Source organism: Bartonella sp. AP258QHHD (assembly GCF_042196145.1).
Classification (GTDB): domain Bacteria; phylum Pseudomonadota; class Alphaproteobacteria; order Rhizobiales; family Rhizobiaceae; genus Bartonella.
Map to the genome: position 1 here is coordinate 1 of NZ_JBHIPR010000054.1, position 20,394 is coordinate 20,394.

The following is a 20,394-nucleotide window of genomic DNA, read 5'->3' on the forward strand; positions in this document are numbered from 1 at the left end:
AGATTGCATCAATTTTTCATAAGAACAGAAGGGGAAGTCCGTACGTCCAATAGAACCACGAAAGAGAACATCACCCAAGAGAGCTAAGCGCTCTTTTTCATTGAAATAAATAACATGACCAGGGGAATGTCCTGGGGTGTGAAAAACCTTAAACACATGTCCAGCAAAATGAACGCACTCACCATCTTCTAACCATTGGTCAGGAATACAGATGCAAGCATCAGTGATGCCATAATTTTTTGCGCTTTCGCTCACGGCATCCATCACAGGCTTATCATCGCGATGTGAACCGATAATTTTTACATTAAGCGCTTCTTTCACTTGCATTGCTGCTCCTACATGATCAAAATGACCATGTGTTATCCAAATAGCCTCAACGATAACACCATTCTTTTCGATTACGTCTTGAATTCGTGGCCAATCACCACCAGGATCAACGAGAACCCCCGTTTTACATTCACTATCAAAAAGCAAAGTGCAATTTTGTTGGAATGTCGTAACTGGAATAATATGTATATTAAGACTACCCATAATATCCTTTTCAAAAATAACTTTTTTAAATTTATAAATAAAACTTTCTTTCCTTTAAGGTAAAGGTGCTGCTCGACAGCTTTATACAACTTATGTAAACTTGCATTTTGTGTAAACTAAATTTTTATCAAGGTTTTTTTAAGAATGAGCAATCACGTTCAAGTTTTGTGTGACGATGCCCCTCACCTTCTTGTGATTGATGACGATACACGTATTCGCAATCTTTTATTTCAGTTTCTCATTAAAAATGGATTTCGTGTTTCAGTTTCAGCTAATGCGAATGAAGCAAGACGACTGTTAGTAAGTTTAGATTTTGATCTTCTTATTGTTGATGTCATGATGCCTGGCGAAAACGGTATTGATCTCACTCATTCACTCCGCCAAACAAAAGATGTCCCTATCTTTATGTTAACAGCTTTATCAGAAATAGACAATCGTATCCGTGGATTAGAAGCAGGGGCAGATGATTATCTGGCTAAGCCGTTTGACCCTCGTGAACTTCTCCTTCGCATCAACGCCATTTTACGACGTGGTTTTCCCCCTCACCAACCTAAAATTGAGCAAATAGTTTTTGGTCCTTATATATTTTCAATTTCACGACGCGAACTCAAAAAAGGAGGAGAAATTATTAAATTAACAGATAAAGAACAAGAAATGATGGTCATGTTTGCCGAAAATGCAGGCGATACAATTCCGCGCCATAAATTCGCGACCGATGACAGCAATATAAGTGAACGTGCCATTGATGTGCAGATCAACCGCCTTCGTCGTAAGATCGAAAAAAACCCAGCACTGCCTATATGGCTCCAAACCGTGCGAGGAATAGGGTATAAACTCTCTATTGAATAGGCACAAGAATGATCAAACCTTTAAGATTTTTTCTTCGATGGTTAACGAAAAAAATGCCTAAACGGCTTTATGCTCGCTCTTTGATCATTATCATTGCTCCCATGGTGCTTCTGCAAACGGTGATTGCTTATGTCTTTATGGAACGCCATTGGCAAATGGTAACGGAGCGTCTTTCAACGGCTGTCGTGCATGATATTTCAGCCATTATTGATATTCTTGAAACATATCCCCAACAAGATAACTATGAAGATATCAAGCGTATTGCACAACAACGTATGGGATTAAATATTTCTATTCTATCTCCTACCTCCTTACCCCCTCCAGGACCTAAGCCATTTTTTGCAATTCTTGACTATTTTTTAAGTGAAGAAATCACCCGCCAAATTAACCGTCCCTTCTGGATCGATACCGTAGGAGATTCTGATCTTGTTGAAATCCGTATCCACCTTGGTCACAACATTTTACGCGTCTTTGCTCCACGCAGCCAAGCCTATGCTTCCAATACTGCTATTTTTTTAAGCTGGATGGTAGGAACAGCTCTTGTTTTATTGCTGATAGCAATTTACTTTTTACGCAATCAAATCAAACCGATTCAACAATTGGCTGAAGCAGCAGAAAGCTTTGGACGCGGTCGTCCTTTACCAAAAGGATTTCAACCACAAGGAGCTGATGAAGTCCGACGTGCAGGCATCGCTTTTTTACGCATGCGTGAACGTATTGAACGCCAAATTGAACAACGTACCATGATGCTCTCAGGAGTAAGTCATGATTTAAGAACCATTCTTACACGCTTTAAACTTCAGCTGGCATTAGTAAATACTGACTTTGATATTAAACCGCTTGAGCAAGATGTAAGTGACATGCAAAATATGTTAGAAGATTATCTTGCTTTTGCTCGTGGTGAAGGAAGTGAAAGTGTCAAGACTTTTGATTTAAATGCTCTTATGCAAAAATTCTCCACCGATGCTCGTCTTCACAAACGTCAATTTTCTTACACTATTGAAGGTCCTACAGAAATACAAGTACGTCCCCGTGCTTTTACACGCTTGGTCAGCAATCTTGTATCAAATGCATTTTGTTACGGCACGACCGTTAAACTAACCGCTAACTCTCAACAAGAATCTTTTATATTAATAATCGATGATAATGGACCTGGAATTCATAAAAATATGCGCACAGAAGTTTTTAAGCCATTCTTTCGACTTGATAAAGCGCGAAATCAAGATGCAAGTGGAACAGGACTTGGTCTTTCTATTGCTCAAGACATAGCACGCAGCCATGGTGGCAATATACAATTAGATGAGAGCCCACTCGGGGGAGTGCGCGCTATTCTTGATGTCCCCCTATGAGCAATATTTCCGCAAACCGTCTGTAAAAATAACAGACTGTATATTTTAGGCATTCCCTACAGTTTCAAACAAAGTGTACTGTAGTGCCTTGTAAGCACTTTCTCCCGACAAAGCAACCATCTGAAATGCAACATAATGGCTTTCACAGGCTTTAAGTGCATGTATCAACAATGTTTCAACCTGTATATGAGATGGATGCATCCCACCAGCCAAAAGAAGACCTTGTCGATAAATAACTGAATTATTCCTTTGCCAGTAATCAAAATGTCCCAACAACAACTTTTCATTAATTGCTAGCAATAAGCGCTGTATTTCAGCTGTTCGAGCATTTTTAATAGAGAGATCAAACGAACAAGCTAAATGAAGTGCTTCATGCTCTTCCATCCATGAAAAAGCAAGACGATAGTTTGCGCGTTTTCCTTCCACACAAACGCTAATTTCATCTTGTGCATCCCGCTCAAACGACCAATCATATTCACAGGCAATCTGTTCGATAAAGTCAACAGGGTGCTCTTTTCTTTCTGTGGCGCAAAATGCAAGCCTCATCACAATCCTCAATCATCTTAAAACATTGTCAACAGAATATAAACCGTCTCAACTGTAACAATATTTTGCTACAATCAGAACCTTTACACCAAACAAATACACATAAAAACATCGACAGTACACAAACACCCAGAACACAATCGCGCTGTTTAGGGCAACCTGATAGTCATAAAACGAATCATCAAGTCTTTTCAGTGTATTGATACAATTTCATAGCGCCAGCCCCCCTGATTCAAAAAAATGTACTTTACCCAAAAAAAAATCAAAAATAAACAAATGCTCCGCTCTAACAGACTCAAGATTAAGCATTTTTTAGTTTCACGCATCATATTGAAAAATTGGGGATATTTTTTTGAAGATTCTTTTTTTTAAACTATTTTACTTTTTTGTGTCTGCGTTTTTTTTAATCATCTTTTTTTAAATCATCAAGGCGTCTTTTCAAATCAGCGTTATCAGCATGGATTTTCAGCACCATCTCCTTAAAAGTCTCAAACTCTTCGCGAGAAACAAGATCAAGTTTGTTTGCTATCTTTTCAGCCTGCACACGAAAAGCTGTTCCAGCTTCACGTCGTATGCCTTGCGCAACGTCAGCAGCATCCGTTGCTAATTTTGCTAATTCATCAAGAATACGATTTGATCCATTACGCATAACCTTTTTCCTTAAATTTTAATTATTGACGCACGCATTATAGCGTATTCTCATAACATTTAGATACTGTAATTTGTTCCTTTTACTCTATATTTTACATACTGTGCAGATTTTTCATAATGATTTTGTTTAAGATTTTTTAATATTCCTTTTATCACCATATTTTTTACCGCGATAAATCAGTGGAAATCTATCTCCCTTTCTGACTAGCCTCCCTACTGACTTGACCATTGTGTATTCATCTGTCATTTCTGACCATCAGAGTCACTTCATATTCATCTCGTATAATGTAAGATGCTTAACTCATGAACAATTTGTCTTGTCCAACCATTGCTTTTCCGTCTTTTCTTGATCCTGTTATTATCCAGCTAGGTCCCATAACACTTCATTGGTATGGACTTGGTTACGTGCTGGGTATTCTTTTTGCTTGGTGGTATGCGCAAAAATTATTAAAAAAAACATCTCTATGGTATAGAAACTATCCTCCTATGGATAAAGAAAAAATCGGAGATTTTGTTGTCTGGTCTGCCATAAGTGTTGTTGTCGGAGGGCGTTTAGGACAAGTTCTTGTATGGGATCCCATTTACTATTTTAACCATCCAAGTGCTATTATTGCCGTATGGGATGGGGGAATGTCCTTTCATGGCGGACTTATTGGTATTATCATTGCTATGATCTGGTTTGCCCGTAAAAATCGTATTAACATACGAGCCATGTTTGATATCATTGCTGCAGGTGCTCCTATTGGTATCGGCATTGTACGAATCTGCAACTTCATTAACCAAGAATTATGGGGTAATATTACTACACGTCCTTGGGCTGTTTGTTTTCCTCTCGATCCTTACTATTTACCGCGCCATCCAAGCCAGCTTTACGAAGCATTTATGGAAGGATTTCTTCTCTTCATCATCCTGTGTCTTCTTATTTTTGGGTTCAAAGCATTAAAACGTCCCGGTACTGTATCAGGAACATTTATTATAGGCTACGCAGTAACACGCAGCATTTCTGAAATTTACCGTGCGCCTCAAGAAGATCCAGAATGGTTTTCGACTCTTTTCCATTCTACTGGTTTTACCTATGGCATGGCTTTATCTCTTCCCATGCTTCTTGTAGGGTTTTATCTTCTTCTCCACGCCTTTAAATATAAACCGACAGAAAATGGCCAATCTCAAAGAAAAAATTAAAGAAATTATTGTCCTTAATGGACCAATCACTGTTAGCCAATATATGACGTTGGCACTCACCGATCCCCAATTTGGTTATTATCACACACAAACCCCTTTTGGACATGCTGGTGATTTCATTACAGCACCTGAAATAAGCCAATTATTTGGAGAGATGATTGGCATTTGGACTCTTGCAAGCTGGAAAGCTCAAGGGTGCCCTCACCCTTTTATTCTCGCTGAAATAGGTCCAGGACGAGGAACTTTGATGGATGACATTTTGCGAACTATCCAAAAGCTCTCTCAAACGGCATTTAATGCTGCTGAAATTTTTCTGATCGAAATAAGCAAAAAACTTGCAAAAGAACAAAAAAAGCGCCTTTTCTCTTATCAAAAACAAATCCATAGCATTGAAAATTTTAATCAAATTCCTTCAAATCCTCTCTTCCTCATTGCTAATGAATTTCTCGATACACTCCCTATCAACCAATATATTAAAGTCAATGGAGAATGGAAAGAGCGCCGCATTACAGTCAATCAAAATGGAGATTTCATCTTTATTGCTGCCCCGCATAAACTTCCCTCTTCTTGTCTACAAACCTATTGTTCTAAAGTGCCTGACGGAACAATTTTTGAACATGCCCCCTTACGGCATCAATTCATGCAACAAATCAGCCACCATTTAGTGCAAGTGACAGGTTCTGCTTTACTTATCGACTATGGTGCTTGTGAGCTTGCCTTTGGCGATACCTTGCAAGCACTCTCAAAACATAGATTTCGTGATGTTTTTGATGCCCCTGGTGAACATGATTTAACATCCCATGTTGATTTTTCTTTTTTAAAAAACATAGCTCTTGAACAGGGCTGTTTTGCTGAAATCTTAGAGCAAGGAGAATTTCTTTTTAAAATGGGGCTACTGGAGCGCGCAAACCAGCTTGGAGTTGGCAAAAGTGCTCCTTTGCAAGACAAAATCCGCCAAGACATCGAACGGCTCGCTAGTCCAGATCAGATGGGAAAATTATTTAAAGTTTTACATTTCAGTGATAAAAATATCTCCATACCTCCCCAATTTTAATGATCGGCGCTTTTGTCAATAAGCACATCATTATCTGAAATATTCATTGACAAATATGAACATCTCCATCCTCACTTTAAATAATCTCCATAAGGAACTTTTATGAAATCTATCCCTCATCCCATTCTTGCAAAAAATCTTTCTACTTTACACCCCCATGGAATAAAACATGGATTTTTTACACGTCAAGGTGGTGTTTCAAAAAATCTTTATCATAGTCTTAATGTTGGGAAAGGTTCAAATGATCAACTTGAATATATTGTACAGAATCGTCTTTTGATTGCCAATTATTTTTCTATTGAAGCGCAAAATTTAGTCACAGTTAATCAAATACACTCCTGTAACGTTGTCGTAGCTCATCAAGCAACTATCGGTGCACCTCCTCAAGCTGATGCTCTGGTTACAACCACCCCAGAACTCGTTATTGGGGTTCTTACAGCAGATTGCGGACCCATTCTGTTTGCTGATCCACAAGCTAGAGTCATCGCTGCAACTCATGCTGGCTGGCGTGGAAGCTTAAATGGAATTATCGAGAAAACAATTGCTGTTATGGAAAAACAAGGAGCCAAAAGACAATCAATAACAGCAGTCCTTGGACCTTGTATTGGCCCTTATCACTATGAAGTAACAAATGAATTTTACGACCAATTTATTGATTACCACAGCAAATACCAAAAATATTTTTTAAAAACAGACAAAATAAATCGCTTTTATTTTAATCTATGGGCATTTATTATAAACCAACTCAAAGAAGCAGGTGTTAATGCTTCTTGTGTAGAGCTTTGTACCTATCAAGATGAACAGCGTTTTTTCTCCTATCGCCGTGCAATACACCGCAACGAACCCGATTACGGACGGCAAATTTCTGCTATTATGCTGAAAAACAAAAGATGAGCCCCTTTTATGCTTGAGAACAATACCAAAACTGCAAAACTAAACTTTTTACCCAAATGGAAAAATAAACCCCATTGTACTTTGCTTTTTTCACGAAATTATCTACCAGCCCATAAAATATGATAGCCTTCGCTATGATCATTTTCAATGTTTGGTTATAATGATTGAAGGCAAGATGATACTTCTTTTTATTACTCCCCTTCATTCATCTTAAATATGAAACATTCCCCATATTGAAAGTATTTTTATAAAGTAATAACCAAAAAGCTTAATCAATATGTATTTCTTTGCCGCATGGAGAAAAAACTTTGCTCTAAAAGTAATAAACTTTTGGAAAAAGAGAAAACATACTGCATAGCTCTTTTATAATAATCGATAAAATTGTAAGGCTTTTGTAATTGCTCTCTTGCAATTTAATAAAAAGAAATTAAAAACCGTGTCGCATTCCCACCATGATGATTCAGAGGTTCTACTATGAAACTTTTCTGCGGAAATTCTAATCCACGCCTAGCTGAAGATGTTGCAAATTATTTGAACATCCCCTTAGGCAAAGCAACTGTAAAGCGCTTTGCTGATCAAGAAATTTTCGTAGAACTGCATGAAAATGTACGTGGACAAGATGTTTTTGTTTTGCAATCTACATCCTATCCCGCAAATGATCATTTGATGGAATTACTCATCATGATTGATGCCCTTCGTCGTTCTTCTGCGCGTCGTATTACAGCTGTTATCCCCTATTTTGGCTATGCCCGCCAAGATAGAAAACCAGGACCACGAACTCCTATTTCTGCAAAACTTGTTGCCAACCTCATTACTGAAGCAGGGGCCCATCGTGTTTTAACACTAGACCTTCATGCAGGACAAATTCAAGGTTTTTTTGATATCCCTACGGATAATCTCTATGCTGTTCCTGTCATTTCTCGCGATGTCAAAGTGCATTATTCTCTTGAAAATGTTATCGTTGTTTCACCTGATGTGGGTGGTGTGGTTCGCGCGCGCGCGCTTGCCAAGCGCTTGAACAGTTTGCTCGCTATTGTGGATAAACGTCGCGAAAGCCCCGGTGAATCAGAAGTTATGAATATCATTGGAGATGTATCGGGAAAAGATTGCCTTTTGCTTGATGATATTGTTGATTCAGGTGGAACTTTATGCAATGCAGCAAGTGCTCTGCTTAAACATGGTGCCAATAGTGTCACAGCTTATATCACGCACGGTGTTCTTTCTGGTAATGCAATCGAGCGAATTGCTAATTCAGAGATGAAAGAATTGGTTATTACAGATTCAATTATGCCAACACAAGCTATTGAGAAAACCCATAATATTCGTGTTTTGCCCATTGCCGACCTTATGGGAGAAGCAATAGCAAGGACAGCAGCAGAACAATCGGTTTCCAGCTTATTTGGTTAAAGTGGTTCCTTGGGGTCTCCCGGTGCTGTTTCAACACCAAGATCAGGAAAGGCAACAATACGTTGACCACTAAAATGCGTGTGAATAACAATAAGTCCACGCTCTTCAAAGTAGGTTAAAAGTCGGCGTGCACGGCTTAAAGAATGAGTCCCATAAAGACGTGCTAAAAATGCATCAGATGGACATGGCTTTCCCCCTAATGCGGCCTGTGCCACGTTCAAGAAGACTCCTTGAACATCTTCTTCCAAACTTTCTGATATCTGCAAAATATGTTTCCAATGTTCACTGACAGCCGTTTGTTCATCAACAAAAGCCTGAGCAATAGCCAATTTACGCCGAAATTGTGAAAGATTAAAAGGAACCTTTGACATCCCATGGATACGGCAACGAACTGAAAAATCTTGATAAAGCACCGCTGTTGAACGATAAAAAGCTTCAGAATCCTCAAGAATTTCCCGAATAATATGTTCTGCTTGCCCGTCACGCTCAACATCAGAAAGTTCAGGAAATAAACTTGGGTTTTCTTCTAACAACTCTTGTTTTTTATGCACGACCTCCTCTAACATCTCGTGCATTGACTTTTCCCTCATCGGCTCTCGTGTTTGTTTAAATGGCGTTAAAATTTCCTCTGGTGAAGCAGTAAAAACGAGCTCTTGCACATCATCCCGCTCTGTTGGAAGTGGCATTAATTTAGGGCTAGAAGAGCGTGCCAAAGTTTCAACAGAACCGATAATAATTGGTAAGGGACGTCGTGATAAAGCAGGGCCTAAAGCTATAAAATTTCCCCGTTCAAGATCTCTAAACATTTCCGCTTGGCGACGCTCCATCCCCAAAAGATCAGCGGCGCGCACCATATCAATATCTAAAAAAGTCCGCCCTATTAAAAAGTTTGAAGCTTCAGCCGCAACATTTTTGGCAAGCTTAGCCAAACGTTGTGTCGCAATAACACCAGCAAGACCACGTTTACGTCCTCGACACATCAGATTGGTCATAGCGCTCAAAGAAATTTTACGCGCTTCATCAGAAACTTCTCCTGCTGCAGTTGGAGCAAACAATTGTGCTTCATCGACAACGACAAGCATAGGATACCAATAATCACGTTCCACATCAAACAGTGCCCCAAGGAAAGCCCCTACAGCACGCATCTGTTGTTCAGTGTCCAAACCTTCAAGATTAAATACCACCGAAACCCGATGTTGTCGAATGCGATGCGCAATACGTGTCAATTCTAGTTCGCTCCGTTGAGCCTCTACAATAACATGACCAAATTTATCTGCCAAAGTTACAAAATCGCCTTCTGGATCAATTACACAATGCTGCACCCACTGAGCACTTTGCTCCAGAAGACGGCGTAAAAGATGTGATTTCCCTGAACCAGAATTACCTTGTACAAGAAGACGTGTCGCCAATAATTCTTCCAAATCAAGAAGTGCTGGCATCGATTTATGCAAAGCACGACTTTCTGACATCTCACCCAAGGCAATCTCAACCTTCATAACATCTCCAGTGTTTGATTTTGAACATATCAGTGCCAGCACATATTGGTTGATTCTCCATCCACACCGTAATTTGTAACATTTCCTCCTTTTTAACGGTAGAAATCATCGATTTTTCCCACAACTCTTGCATCTATGAATAGTTTGAACTATAGAACAAACTTCTGCGTAGACACCCTTGGAGGCAACGTAGAATGGAGTGATCGCTGTTGGTTAGCGCATATCTTCATATCCATGCAAAAACTATTACTGTTTTTGAAGGATCTCCAATCATGTAAAAAGGACTTAAATTATGAGCAAAAGCTACACTCTTAAGGCCGAAAAACGCGAGCGGGTTGGTAAGGGGTCCTCCCGTGAACTTCGCCGCAACGGTCTTATTCCTGCTGTCATTTATGGTGAAAAACAACCACCTTTGGCAATAACAGTTCCCTATAAAGAAATTTTCTACAAAATTCATGCTGGTGGCTTTCGCACCACCATTGCAACGATTATTCTTGACAAGCAAAAAATTATGGTTTTGCCAAAAGATTATCAATTAGATCCCGTGCGTGACTTTCCCCTCCATGTAGACTTTTTGCGCATTTCAGCAAAATCCGTTGTAGAAGTGAATATTCCTGTCCACTTCCTCAATGAAGATACGGCACCTGGACTTAAAAAGGGTGGTGTCCTCAATATTGTTCGGCACGAAATTGAATGTACAGCTCCAGCAAGTGCTATTCCTGAAGCTATTGAAATTGATCTCTCCAGCTACTCTATTGGTGATTCTATTCACATTTCAGCAGTGCAACTGCCAAAAGATGTGACTCCCATCATCCAAGATCGAGACTTTACCATTGCAACCATTGCAGCTCCTGCTGGCATGGATGTCAGCGATGAAACTTCTGAACAAGAAAATGATGAAGAAGACACACAAACTTCATAAAACTCAAAAGGCGGGAATTTTTCCGCCTTAATTTATGAGACATTACCCTTACTCATACTTTGACTGAAGATACACATGTGGCTTATTGCTGGTCTTGGCAATCCTGGTTTACAATATCAAAATAACCGCCATAATATCGGTTTTATGGCTGTTGATGCCATTTATCAGTCCTTCTCTTTTTCTCCATGGTCAAAGAAGTTTCAAGCAGAAATCTCCAATGGTTTCATAAATAATGAGAAAATTTTTCTTATAAAACCACAAACTTTCATGAATCTTTCTGGTCAAGCTATCGGTGAAGCTTTGCGATTTTATAAATTAGATTTAAAGAATTTGATCATCATTTATGATGAACTAGACCTGTCACCGGGGAAAGTTCGTATAAAAATTGGTGGAGGACATAATGGGCATAATGGCATTAAGTCTATTGATGCCCATTGTGGTACTGACTATTGTCGTATACGCATAGGAATTGGTCATCCTGGAAGCAAAGAACTTGTTCATCAACATGTCTTGGGGAATTTTACCAAATCTGATCAAGAATGGTTATCCCCTCTCTTAGAGACAATTGCAAAAAATATCGCTCTCCTTATAAAAGATGATAAATCCCTCTTTATGAATGAAGTTTCACAAACGATAAAACACAATCAGAACCATTAGCTTGCGTGCCCCTGTCGCGTGAAGAATATGAATAAGAACTCTTAAAAAAATCCTCTTATAAACTTTCTCAAAGGCAAAATCTGTTGGCAACGTGAGAAGCTAGAAAATAGAACAGAATACAAGCTTGTATACACCTTTGAAGAAGAAAGGCTTATATTCTCTTTTGAGAGAAAGAGAAGATTGAACAGCAAACACAGCTCTCTCCAATCTTCTCCCCTAAATTAAAAAAAATCATTTGGCTGAATGGTCGACTGTAGCGGATCGTAACCATTTGATTGTTGACTATAAACTGCAGGAATACTCCTATTGTTTTGCAATACCACAACACGCGAACCAATGGGAACACGATCATAAAGATCGATAATATCTTGATTAAGCAAACGGATACACCCACTTGAAATAGCACGCCCAATTGACCACGATTCGTGTGAGCCATGAATACGGAAAAGTGTATCTTTCCCATTTTTGAACAAATAAAGTGCCCGCGCACCTAATGGATTATCGGGCCCTGGTGGCATTCCTTTCCCAAGATGACCATAACGTTCTGGTTCTCGAGCCATCATAGCTGCAGTAGGAGCCCAATTTGGCCACCGACGCTTGCGCTGTATAACCCCCTCACCTTCAAATGCTAGGCCTTCTTTACCGACACCAATCCCATAACGCAAAGCTTTTCCATTTTCACCAATAAGGTAAAGAAAACACTCTTGCGTATCTATAACCAATGTTCCAGGCGCATAAGATGTATAATAAATCACCTCTTGTCGCCAATATTTTGGATCAATTGTCGCAAGATCAACAGCAGGTAACGAATAGGTCTCATTCGTTACAGGACCATACAAAGCCTGTATTTCTGGTGGAATGTATCGAACTTGTTGAAAAGGTACCGATGACATATCTGACTGACGTGTAGCACATCCAGCCAAAGCCAAAAGTGCTGCAATTAAAAAGGCACAACGAGATAACACTCTTCTATTTTCTCCGATTAATTATTTATGCAGATTTGCATACCATGAAAAACTTAGCACAATATTAACATTAATTCGAAGTTTTCTTATCCTTGTAACTAAGGAGAACAATAAGGTAAGAAGAACTAAGGTAAAAAAGTAGATACCTATTACTTTAGACTTTTTTCTCACTTATCGCAAGACCAGGACTATAACTCTTCTGAAAATATGCTATAAAAAGGAAGCTTTATCTTGACCATAAAATTAATAGAAAAGAAAGACTCTCATGGGCTTTAAATGCGGTATTGTCGGATTACCTAATGTCGGGAAATCAACTCTTTTTAATGCATTAACAAAAACAGCCACTGCACAGGCTGCCAATTATCCTTTTTGTACCATTGAACCCAATACCGGAGAAGTTGCTGTTCCAGATTTACGAATGGAAAAAATTGCATCAATCGCTGGTTCAAAAGAAATGATTCCTACACGCATTAACTTCGTCGATATTGCGGGGCTTGTGCGAGGAGCTTCAAAAGGCGAAGGTTTAGGAAACAAGTTTTTAGCCAATATTCGCGAAGTCGATGCTATTGTCCACGTTTTACGCTGTTTTCAAAATGAAGATATTACCCATGTAGAGGGACGTATTGATCCTGTTTGTGATGCGACAACGGTTGAAACCGAACTCATGCTTGCGGATCTTGAAAGTCTTGAGAGACGAATCATACAAATCCGTAAACGAGCAACCGGAAAAGACAAAGAAGCTCTCACAATTTTACCTATTATGGAAAAAGCATTAAACATACTGCAACAGGGAAACCCTGTCCGGTTATTACTCAAAGATATTTCTTCCGATGAACACCACATTCTTAAGAGTTTGAATCTTTTAACCTCCAAGCCTGTACTTTATGTTTGTAATGTAAGCGAAAATGACGCCGCTCGTGGAAATAGCTTTACCCAAACAGTTGAAAAAATGGCAACAGAGCAAAATGCGCAAAGCATTATCATTTCTGCTTCTATCGAAGCGGAAATTACACAACTGAGTGATGCTGAAGCATCAGAATATCTCAATGCGCTAGAACTCTTTGAACCGAGTCTCAATCGCCTCATTCGCGCTGGTTACCATTTACTTGATCTCATTACTTACTTCACCTGTGGGCCTAAGGAAACACGAGCATGGACAATTACGCGTGGTACAAAAGCTCCCCAAGCAGCTGGTGTTATTCATTCAGATTTTGAGCGCGGTTTCATTCGTGCCCAAACCATCAGCTATAATGACTATATTGCTCTGGGTGGAGAAAGCGGTGCAAAGGAAGCAGGAAAAGCCCGCGATGAAGGAAAGGAATACATTGTGCAAGATGGCGATATCATGTTATTTAAACATAATACTTAAATCTTCACTCTGTCTTAATAGTTTATCTTGAAAACTTTGATAATAGCTCCTTGGAATCTTGTCGCAAAAATTCTCAAGAGCTTTTAGAACAAAAAAACTGTTGCTAGCATATGATTGTGATAGCAACAGCTTGGTCCATTAAAGAATAGAAATATAAAATTAGCGTGTCCAACGCCCTTCGTATTTAAATGTTGGAGCGTTCTTTAAAGAATCTTTTGTCGCATTTGTAATAAGTTTCCATTTACCATAATCATTTGTCATCTGGATTGTTTCTGGAGAAACGACCACATAACTCTCGCCTATGCCAAGAAAACCACCAACAGCAATAACAAATCCTGCAATATTATTTTCACGTAAAATAATATCTTTTACTTCACCAATATTTTCATCTTCTATATTATATACATTGGCGCCTATAAGACTGGAAGCAACAAAATCCGTTGCTAAAGGTGTCACATAACGCACAGACTTATCTATCCCCACCTGTACAATACCCGTCGAAGAGATCATTTCAGGTTTTGAAGGCACTTCAAAAGACTGAGCATAAGTACTAGAAACCATCAAAATTGACATAAGAGTAGTACATGCAATTTTTTTCATTTTAACATCTCCATTTTTACTTTGCTTTTACTTTATAAAACCTCAATGCATCATAAAAAGATTTGTTCCTTATGCTCTTTATACTCTATACTCTTTTGAGCCTTATCGCTTTACCCTTTTCTCTTTATTTCTTTCTCTAATTCTTCTTCTAAACCACACCAAATACGATTTTTTAAAATATAAACAAACCCTGCAAAAATGATTAAAAATAAAATAACACGAAAACCGGTTTTTTTACGAATTTCCATATGAGGATCGGCAGCCCACATCAAAAAAGCAGAAACATCGCGCGCATAATGTTCAATGATTTCTGGGGTTCCATCTTCATAAGCAACCATACCATCACTCAAAGGAGGAGCCATAGTTAAAGAATTACCGGCAATAAAATAAGGATTATACCAATAACCATTCGCAATTTTTATCTCCTTCGGTGCCTTCTGATATCCTGTTAAAAGAGCTGTAATATAATCTGGACCAGCTGTATCATAATGAGTCAATGCATCAGTAATTAAAGCAGGAAACGGCAAAGATACCCCACGTGCACGTGCTATCAATGTCAAATCTGGAGGATAAGCACTATTCAAAATAAATCTTGCTTCTTCTTCATGTGAAAAGGGAGAAGGAAAACAATCCGTTGCAACCCCAGCACGTTTAAAAAATTTTCCTTCTCGATTAGGACCATCGCGCACTTCATATTGCCCCGCCAAAGCTTTGATCTGTTCTTGATCATACCCAAGATCTTTTAAATTGCGAAAAGCCACATATTTTAGCCCATGGCAGCTGGAACAAACTTGTCTATAAACCTTTAATCCGCGCCTCAATTGCGCCTTATCATAAAGCCCAAATGGACCTGAAAAACTCCATTCTTGTTTTTTAGGAACCTGTAAAGGAAAAGAAATAAATCCTTCTTCCTGATCAGAGGCATCACTCGCTAAACTCTGAGCAGAAAAACTCATAGCAACAATAACAACCAGCCCGACAAAAACATTTACCATAGTCTCTTTTTTTTCTGTTTTAAATCTTGCATAATTGAAGAAGGAAGAGAACAATTTTTTTCAAACGCTGGCAAAATCGGCAAAATAACCAAAAAAAAATATAAAATAATAAACCGTAGCCAATTGTGTCCATAAAAGAATTTTGTCACTTATTTCTCTTGACCCCAACCAACCAAGAAAAACGACATCAATAACCAACGCCCAAAAGAAAATTTTATAAACAGGTCGATATCTTGCTGAACATATTTTAGAGCGGTCTAACCATGGCACAAAAATTAAAATGCAAATCGAACTGACGAATAAAACAAAGCCAACAAAGTTTGAAGAGAAAATACCGATATCAAAAGTTATAGCACGAAGCATCGCATAAAAAGGCAAAAAATACCATTCTGGAACCACACGAAGAGGTGCCTTTAAAGGATCTGCCACACTATAATTTTCAGCCTGCCCCATATAATCGGGCATATAAAACAAAAACCAGGCAAAGAAGATGAGAAAAACAGTAATAGCAAAAATATCTTTGATAAGCGCATAAGGCGAAAATGGAACTGTTTCCTTATCTGATTGTATAGCAAGACCCGTTGGATTGCCTTGCCCAACACAATGAATTGCCCAAATATGCAGCCCCACAAAAAGAAGCAAAATAAATGATAAAACATAATGGAAAACATAAAAACGATTCAACGTTGGTTGTCCTACGACATAACCACCCAGAAGTGTCTCATGCAACCATGTCCCCACCAAAGGTATCGTTTTTAAAAGCCCTGCAATCACTGAAGCCGCTGAAATAGACATCATCCCCCAAACAAGCACATAACCAAAAAATGCTATTGCCATCATGATGATATAAATAAAAATACCTGTAACCCATACCATTTCTCGCATATTTTTATAAGAACCATAATAAAGTCCACGTGCTAAATGGATATAAACAGCAATAAGAAAAAACGAAGAGCCTACACAATGCCATGGACGAAAAAGCCAACCAAACTGCCCTTCACGCCGAAATCGTTCACTGGTTTCAAAAGCCAAATGAATATCCGGAACATAATGCATAGCCAAGACAATACCAGTCAAAAGCTGTGATAAAAGCATAATGGTCAAAATACCGCCAAATGTATAAAAGTAATTAAGATTACGCGGAACAGGAAAAATCACAAATGCATTATAAAAAAACGAGGAAGAGGAAAACGCTTATCAAACCAACGGGCAAGTGCATTTTTAGGACAATAAGGAGAAAACCTTGTCATAACCTTATCCTATTTTGAGCAAAGTATCAGAAAGAAATTGGTAAGGAGGAATAGCCAAATTATAGTTAGCTGGACCCGACCGCACTCTTCCAGCTGTATCATAAACAGACCCATGACATGGACACAACCACCCTCCAAATTTCCCAGATTGCCCAAGTGTTATACAGCCTAAATGCGTACAAAGATTAATGACGATAAGCCAATTTTCACGTCCTTTACCTGCTGAACGTGCAAAATCCGTCGCTTCTTTTTCACCTTCAAGATTAGGATTGCGCGCTTGACGATCTTTTAGAAGTCTCAATTCAGTAGCGCGCGCATCAGCAATTTCTTTTGCCGTACGATTTCGAATAACAACAGGCTGTCCTCGCCACTTTACCGTTACTGACATCCCCTCTTCAATACCAGAAAGATCAACCTCAACAGAGGAAGATGCCAAAACAGCTTCATCTGGACGCAACTGACGGATAAAAGGCCACACAACCGCTCCCATTCCAACTGCTCCTGCAACAGCTGTTACCAAAAACAGAAAATCCCGCCTCGTTTGCTCACCCATGGCCTTAACTTAAAGAGACACTTTGCTAAAACATTCTTTTACCATACCCTCTCCCATTGTACAATGCTTGATCACTCCGTTACCTCAACCATAAAAACATCCCCGTAAAACACTCCTGCCATTTGTATGGTTTATACAAAAAACTGTTTTATAATGATAATTCATCGTTTTACAGAGTAAATGAAATCCCTAAACACCGTAAGGTTTTTTCATTTCAAACCTATTCATATTAATCAATCAAAATTACTCCCCCGCCCGTGAAAATCAGAGATAGCATGTAAATAAACACTCCTAAAGAAAGAAACATAGTCTTGTTATGACCATATCTCAGTAAACAAGTTGAGCTTATCGGTTATTTCTTTAACACATTTACAGCATCTCTCCCTCCCTCAATTCCAACTGGTTGCATGAGTATTTTTTTCGCTTCTGTTTTTGCATAAAAAGCATATTTTGTTGATTTTAATTAAAATTGATGATCTAACCTCATTAAATATCCCACTTTTCAACATAATGAGCCAAGTCATTTCATGGATTGCTCAATAAAAGGAAGTCCCTAATAGGGAGCTTCTCTCTGATCCCAAACAGACCTGTATACATAACTTTTCCCTGAAATTTAAAGGGAATAAAAATGAACCGTAAAAAACATGTATTTCTCAAAGCATATTTTTCGAATAAATTGTGGTGCTTCTTTACAAAGTCGAAAGAAAAATCATATTACAGAGAACATGACACTTCATATAGCTCTTTTCCAACCTGATATTGCTGGTAATACTGGAACGATTTTACGTCTTAGCGCTTGCTTTGGTTTACATGTGCACATTATTGAACCTGCAGGCTTTAATCTGTCGGATCGTAATCTCAAACGCGCAGGATTGGATTATCTCGAATATGCTTCCTTAGAACGACACATTGATTGGCAACATTTTATAAGCTCCATGAAACACTTTAACCGCCGCCTGTTGCTTTTAAGTACAAAAGCAAAAACATGCTATACGCAGATATGCTATCAAAGAAATGATGTTTTACTTTTTGGTCGTGAAACAGCTGGCGTTCCCGATTATGTTCATGAAGCGGCCGATTACACATTAAAAATTCCCATGCAACCACAGGCACGCTCTCTAAATCTCGCCATGAGCGTAGCCATAACAACAGGAGAAGCATTACGCCAAATTGGTTATCATGAAAGAAACTGTAATCTATAAAAACATAAATTATCACGAAAAACAATAATACAACATATAAAGAACAGTTAGAGCGTATAATGCCTATCATTTTCCAACAATTAAGTGCTGGTAAAATAAACATTTCTTAGTGCCCATCACATCCATTTCATATCACCTCATATCACCACCTATGAATGATTAAATACTCCTCATAGTAAAAATCCAGTGAACATCCCCCTCTTTATGGTCATACAAGGTGCAAACCGCTACCACTATTCTCTTTATTCGTTCTCATTTTCGAGAATCCTTATCTTTGAGATGATTCATAAGAGACATTTTTCCTCTCTGTAATCATTTTTCCTCACTTGTGACGTGTAAGGCAATAACTTTGATTGATGTAATATGAACAGGTTTGAAATAACCTTACAATATTGTGAACTCTTATTTCACATAAATAATGATTATTATAAATTAATATGTTGACTTAAAAAATATAAACAACAGTGAGTTTATAAACAGAAATATTATAAATCAATTTTTTCTAATAGTGCATGACGATCCATTAAAAATCCGCTTTCAATCCATATCATTTCTAGCTCTTTAAGCTTTTTTCCTAAAAGTACACCTTTTGTAAAACCTTTCTTTATTAAATCGTTACCATTAATAGGAAAAGTTGGGATTTGCCATTTTTGGGCAAATTGATAAAGCTTGACATAACCCTCTGCTTTTTGCAAAGCATCACTTTTTTCCAGATGATCAAGATGTGATGCAGCGACAGACAACGATAATTGATCTAAAACTGGCTGTCGTCCATGAAAATAAATCAGTTTTTGCACAAAATGATCAGAACAGTTTTGGTTTATTATTTCTAACTCTGCCCATTCTTTTAATCGCGTTGTTTCCTTAAGAGAAAAACGCAAGCGCTGTGCCATTTCATGAAGACGCATGGGATCAGGAGGAAGAAGGCTTTCTAGCCGTAACAATGGATCAACTTTCCAACCAAGATCCTGTTCTGTCTTCACCAATGCGTGAATTGCATCAATACCCCATCGTTCTGTTTCAGGAAAAATGAGTGCCAAAATTCTGCTTTGTCGCATCCATAAAAGAGCACGCGTTGGATCAAACGCCGCAAGAAGCTTTTTCATTTCTGCCCAAATACGTTCAGAAGAAAGTTTTTTTAAACCGTGTTTTAAACGAACACATGCCTTCAATCCTTGCACATCAGGTCGCCCTGCTCCATACCACGCAAAAAAGCGAAAAAACCGTAAAATACGCAAATAATCTTCGCCAATACGATCTTCTGCAACCCCAATAAAACGAACTGTTCGGCTAGCAATATCACTCAAACCTCCCACATCATCATAAAGGTTGCCAGCAGCATCACAATAAAGCGCATTTATCGTAAAATCTCGCCGTTCAGCATCTTTTTTCCAATCACGACCAAATGCCACTTTTGCATGACGACCATCTGTTTCAATATCGCAGCGAAGCGTTGTAACCTCATAAGAACATGAATGAGCAACTACTGTTATTGTACCAAAAGCAATCCCTGTAGGAATAGCTTTAAATCCTGCTTCTTCTACACGTGCAATAACCTGTTGCGGCAAACAGGTTGTTGCAATATCAATATCACTAATAGGCTGCCCTAGCAGTTGATTGCGCACTGCTCCCCCTACAATACGCGCCTCTTCCCCCTCCACAGACAAAACACGAAGAAGTGTTTGGATATCACTTTGTTGTAACCACGCAACCTGTTTGAAGTTCTGTCTTATATTCACCCTTTAACCTTTCAAAAAAGTTGTCTTCATTGCTTTAAAAAACTCTCTTCATAAAACAAATTTTTTAAGACATCCCTTATAAAGCACGTCTATTCTTCCAAAGAAACTTTTCTCTTCTATACGAATATGAAAAAAAACGGCATATGATACTTCATTTCTTCTCATTTTCTGTTACAAACAATA

At 38.5% G+C, this 20,394-nt stretch carries 19 protein-coding genes and 1 pseudogene; 10 read left to right on the forward strand and 10 right to left on the reverse strand.

What is annotated here, in order from left to right:
* Positions 1–531 (reverse strand): MBL fold metallo-hydrolase (locus ACFIMM_RS05975; RefSeq protein ID WP_375675064.1); only part of this gene is annotated, 531 nt, incomplete at its 3' end.
* 144 nt (positions 532–675) lie between these two features.
* Between ACFIMM_RS05975 and ACFIMM_RS05980 the strand changes: the two genes are divergently transcribed.
* The gene (locus ACFIMM_RS05980; protein ID WP_375638076.1) at positions 676–1,380 is read left to right on the forward strand and encodes a response regulator; all 705 of its coding nucleotides are present in this window, start codon (positions 676–678) and stop codon (positions 1,378–1,380) included.
* 8 nt (positions 1,381–1,388) lie between these two features.
* Complete coding sequence (locus ACFIMM_RS05985; RefSeq protein WP_375611185.1) at positions 1,389–2,729, forward strand: ATP-binding protein; 1,341 nt, start codon at positions 1,389–1,391, stop codon at positions 2,727–2,729.
* A gap of 45 nt (positions 2,730–2,774) precedes the next feature.
* Here ACFIMM_RS05985 and ACFIMM_RS05990 read toward each other — a convergent pair whose 3' ends face one another.
* Together ACFIMM_RS05990 and ACFIMM_RS05995 are read right to left on the reverse strand one after the other, a co-directional pair.
* Positions 2,775–3,275, reverse strand: coding sequence for a YbjN domain-containing protein (locus ACFIMM_RS05990; protein ID WP_273724125.1), 501 nt, complete (start codon positions 3,273–3,275; stop codon positions 2,775–2,777).
* Between the two features lie 403 nt (positions 3,276–3,678).
* Entirely contained in the window at positions 3,679–3,924 is a 246-nt protein-coding gene (locus ACFIMM_RS05995) for an accessory factor UbiK family protein (protein ID WP_273791228.1), read from the reverse strand.
* Between the two features lie 305 nt (positions 3,925–4,229).
* Between ACFIMM_RS05995 and lgt the strand changes: the two genes are divergently transcribed.
* The 4 genes from lgt to ACFIMM_RS06015 all read left to right on the forward strand — a co-directional run bounded on the left by lgt (position 4,230) and on the right by ACFIMM_RS06015 (position 8,463).
* Positions 4,230–5,108: a prolipoprotein diacylglyceryl transferase gene (gene lgt, locus ACFIMM_RS06000; protein WP_375628181.1), complete on the forward strand. Its 879-nt coding sequence runs from the start codon at positions 4,230–4,232 to the stop codon at positions 5,106–5,108.
* Positions 5,083–6,162: a class I SAM-dependent methyltransferase gene (locus ACFIMM_RS06005; protein ID WP_375620698.1), complete on the forward strand. Its 1,080-nt coding sequence runs from the start codon at positions 5,083–5,085 to the stop codon at positions 6,160–6,162. The genes lgt and ACFIMM_RS06005 overlap by 26 nt, the downstream gene beginning before the upstream one ends.
* Positions 6,163–6,264: 102 nt before the next feature.
* Positions 6,265–7,056: a peptidoglycan editing factor PgeF gene (gene pgeF, locus ACFIMM_RS06010; protein ID WP_375612980.1), complete on the forward strand. Its 792-nt coding sequence runs from the start codon at positions 6,265–6,267 to the stop codon at positions 7,054–7,056.
* Between the two features lie 474 nt (positions 7,057–7,530).
* Positions 7,531–8,463: a ribose-phosphate pyrophosphokinase gene (locus tag ACFIMM_RS06015; protein WP_375606345.1), complete on the forward strand. Its 933-nt coding sequence runs from the start codon at positions 7,531–7,533 to the stop codon at positions 8,461–8,463.
* Here the strand turns inward: ACFIMM_RS06015 and ACFIMM_RS06020 are convergent.
* Positions 8,460–9,959 (reverse strand): helicase HerA domain-containing protein, encoded by a 1,500-nt coding sequence (locus tag ACFIMM_RS06020; protein WP_375612981.1) that lies wholly within the window; start codon positions 9,957–9,959, stop codon positions 8,460–8,462. The genes ACFIMM_RS06015 and ACFIMM_RS06020 overlap by 4 nt on opposite strands.
* Positions 9,960–10,251: 292 nt before the next feature.
* Here ACFIMM_RS06020 and ACFIMM_RS06025 point away from each other — a divergent pair, with 292 nt between their 5' ends.
* Entirely contained in the window at positions 10,252–10,881 is a 630-nt protein-coding gene (locus ACFIMM_RS06025; RefSeq protein WP_375611180.1) for a 50S ribosomal protein L25/general stress protein Ctc, read from the forward strand.
* Positions 10,882–10,956: 75 nt separating this feature from the next.
* Positions 10,957–11,538 carry an aminoacyl-tRNA hydrolase gene (gene pth, locus ACFIMM_RS06030; protein WP_375631640.1) on the forward strand — a complete coding sequence of 194 codons (582 nt, stop codon included), beginning with the start codon at positions 10,957–10,959 and terminating at the stop codon, positions 11,536–11,538.
* A 221-nt stretch (positions 11,539–11,759) separates the two neighbouring features.
* Here pth and ACFIMM_RS06035 read toward each other — a convergent pair whose 3' ends face one another.
* Positions 11,760–12,503 (reverse strand): L,D-transpeptidase, encoded by a 744-nt coding sequence (locus ACFIMM_RS06035; RefSeq protein ID WP_375638071.1) that lies wholly within the window; start codon positions 12,501–12,503, stop codon positions 11,760–11,762.
* Between the two features lie 265 nt (positions 12,504–12,768).
* On the opposite strand from ACFIMM_RS06035, the gene ychF reads away from it, so the two are divergent.
* On the forward strand, positions 12,769–13,872 hold the full coding sequence (gene ychF / locus ACFIMM_RS06040) for a redox-regulated ATPase YchF (protein WP_375611177.1): 1,104 nt from the start codon (positions 12,769–12,771) through the stop codon (positions 13,870–13,872).
* Positions 13,873–14,031: 159 nt separating this feature from the next.
* Here the strand turns inward: ychF and ACFIMM_RS06045 are convergent, their stop codons facing one another.
* The 4 genes and pseudogenes from ACFIMM_RS06045 to petA form a co-directional block, all read right to left on the reverse strand.
* Positions 14,032–14,472, reverse strand: a complete 441-nt coding sequence (locus ACFIMM_RS06045) for a PRC-barrel domain-containing protein (RefSeq protein WP_375611176.1) — start codon at positions 14,470–14,472, stop codon at positions 14,032–14,034.
* A gap of 110 nt (positions 14,473–14,582) precedes the next feature.
* Entirely contained in the window at positions 14,583–15,467 is an 885-nt protein-coding gene (locus ACFIMM_RS06050; RefSeq protein ID WP_375682492.1) for a cytochrome c1, read from the reverse strand.
* Positions 15,461–16,717: pseudogene (locus tag ACFIMM_RS06055) on the reverse strand (cytochrome bc complex cytochrome b subunit). Before ACFIMM_RS06055 ends, ACFIMM_RS06050 begins: the two are co-directional and overlap by 7 nt.
* 4 nt (positions 16,718–16,721) lie before the next feature.
* Positions 16,722–17,270, reverse strand: coding sequence for a ubiquinol-cytochrome c reductase iron-sulfur subunit (petA, locus tag ACFIMM_RS06060; RefSeq protein WP_375611173.1), 549 nt, complete (start codon positions 17,268–17,270; stop codon positions 16,722–16,724).
* 725 nt (positions 17,271–17,995) lie between these two features.
* Between petA and ACFIMM_RS06065 the strand changes: the two genes are divergently transcribed.
* Complete coding sequence (locus ACFIMM_RS06065) at positions 17,996–18,472, forward strand: tRNA (cytidine(34)-2'-O)-methyltransferase (protein ID WP_375612986.1); 477 nt, start codon at positions 17,996–17,998, stop codon at positions 18,470–18,472.
* A 485-nt stretch (positions 18,473–18,957) separates the two neighbouring features.
* Here ACFIMM_RS06065 and ACFIMM_RS06070 read toward each other — a convergent pair whose 3' ends face one another.
* A complete protein-coding gene (locus ACFIMM_RS06070; RefSeq protein ID WP_375612987.1) occupies positions 18,958–20,211 on the reverse strand; it encodes a CCA tRNA nucleotidyltransferase in 1,254 nt (417 codons plus the stop codon).
* Between the last annotated feature and the right edge of the window lie 183 nt (positions 20,212–20,394).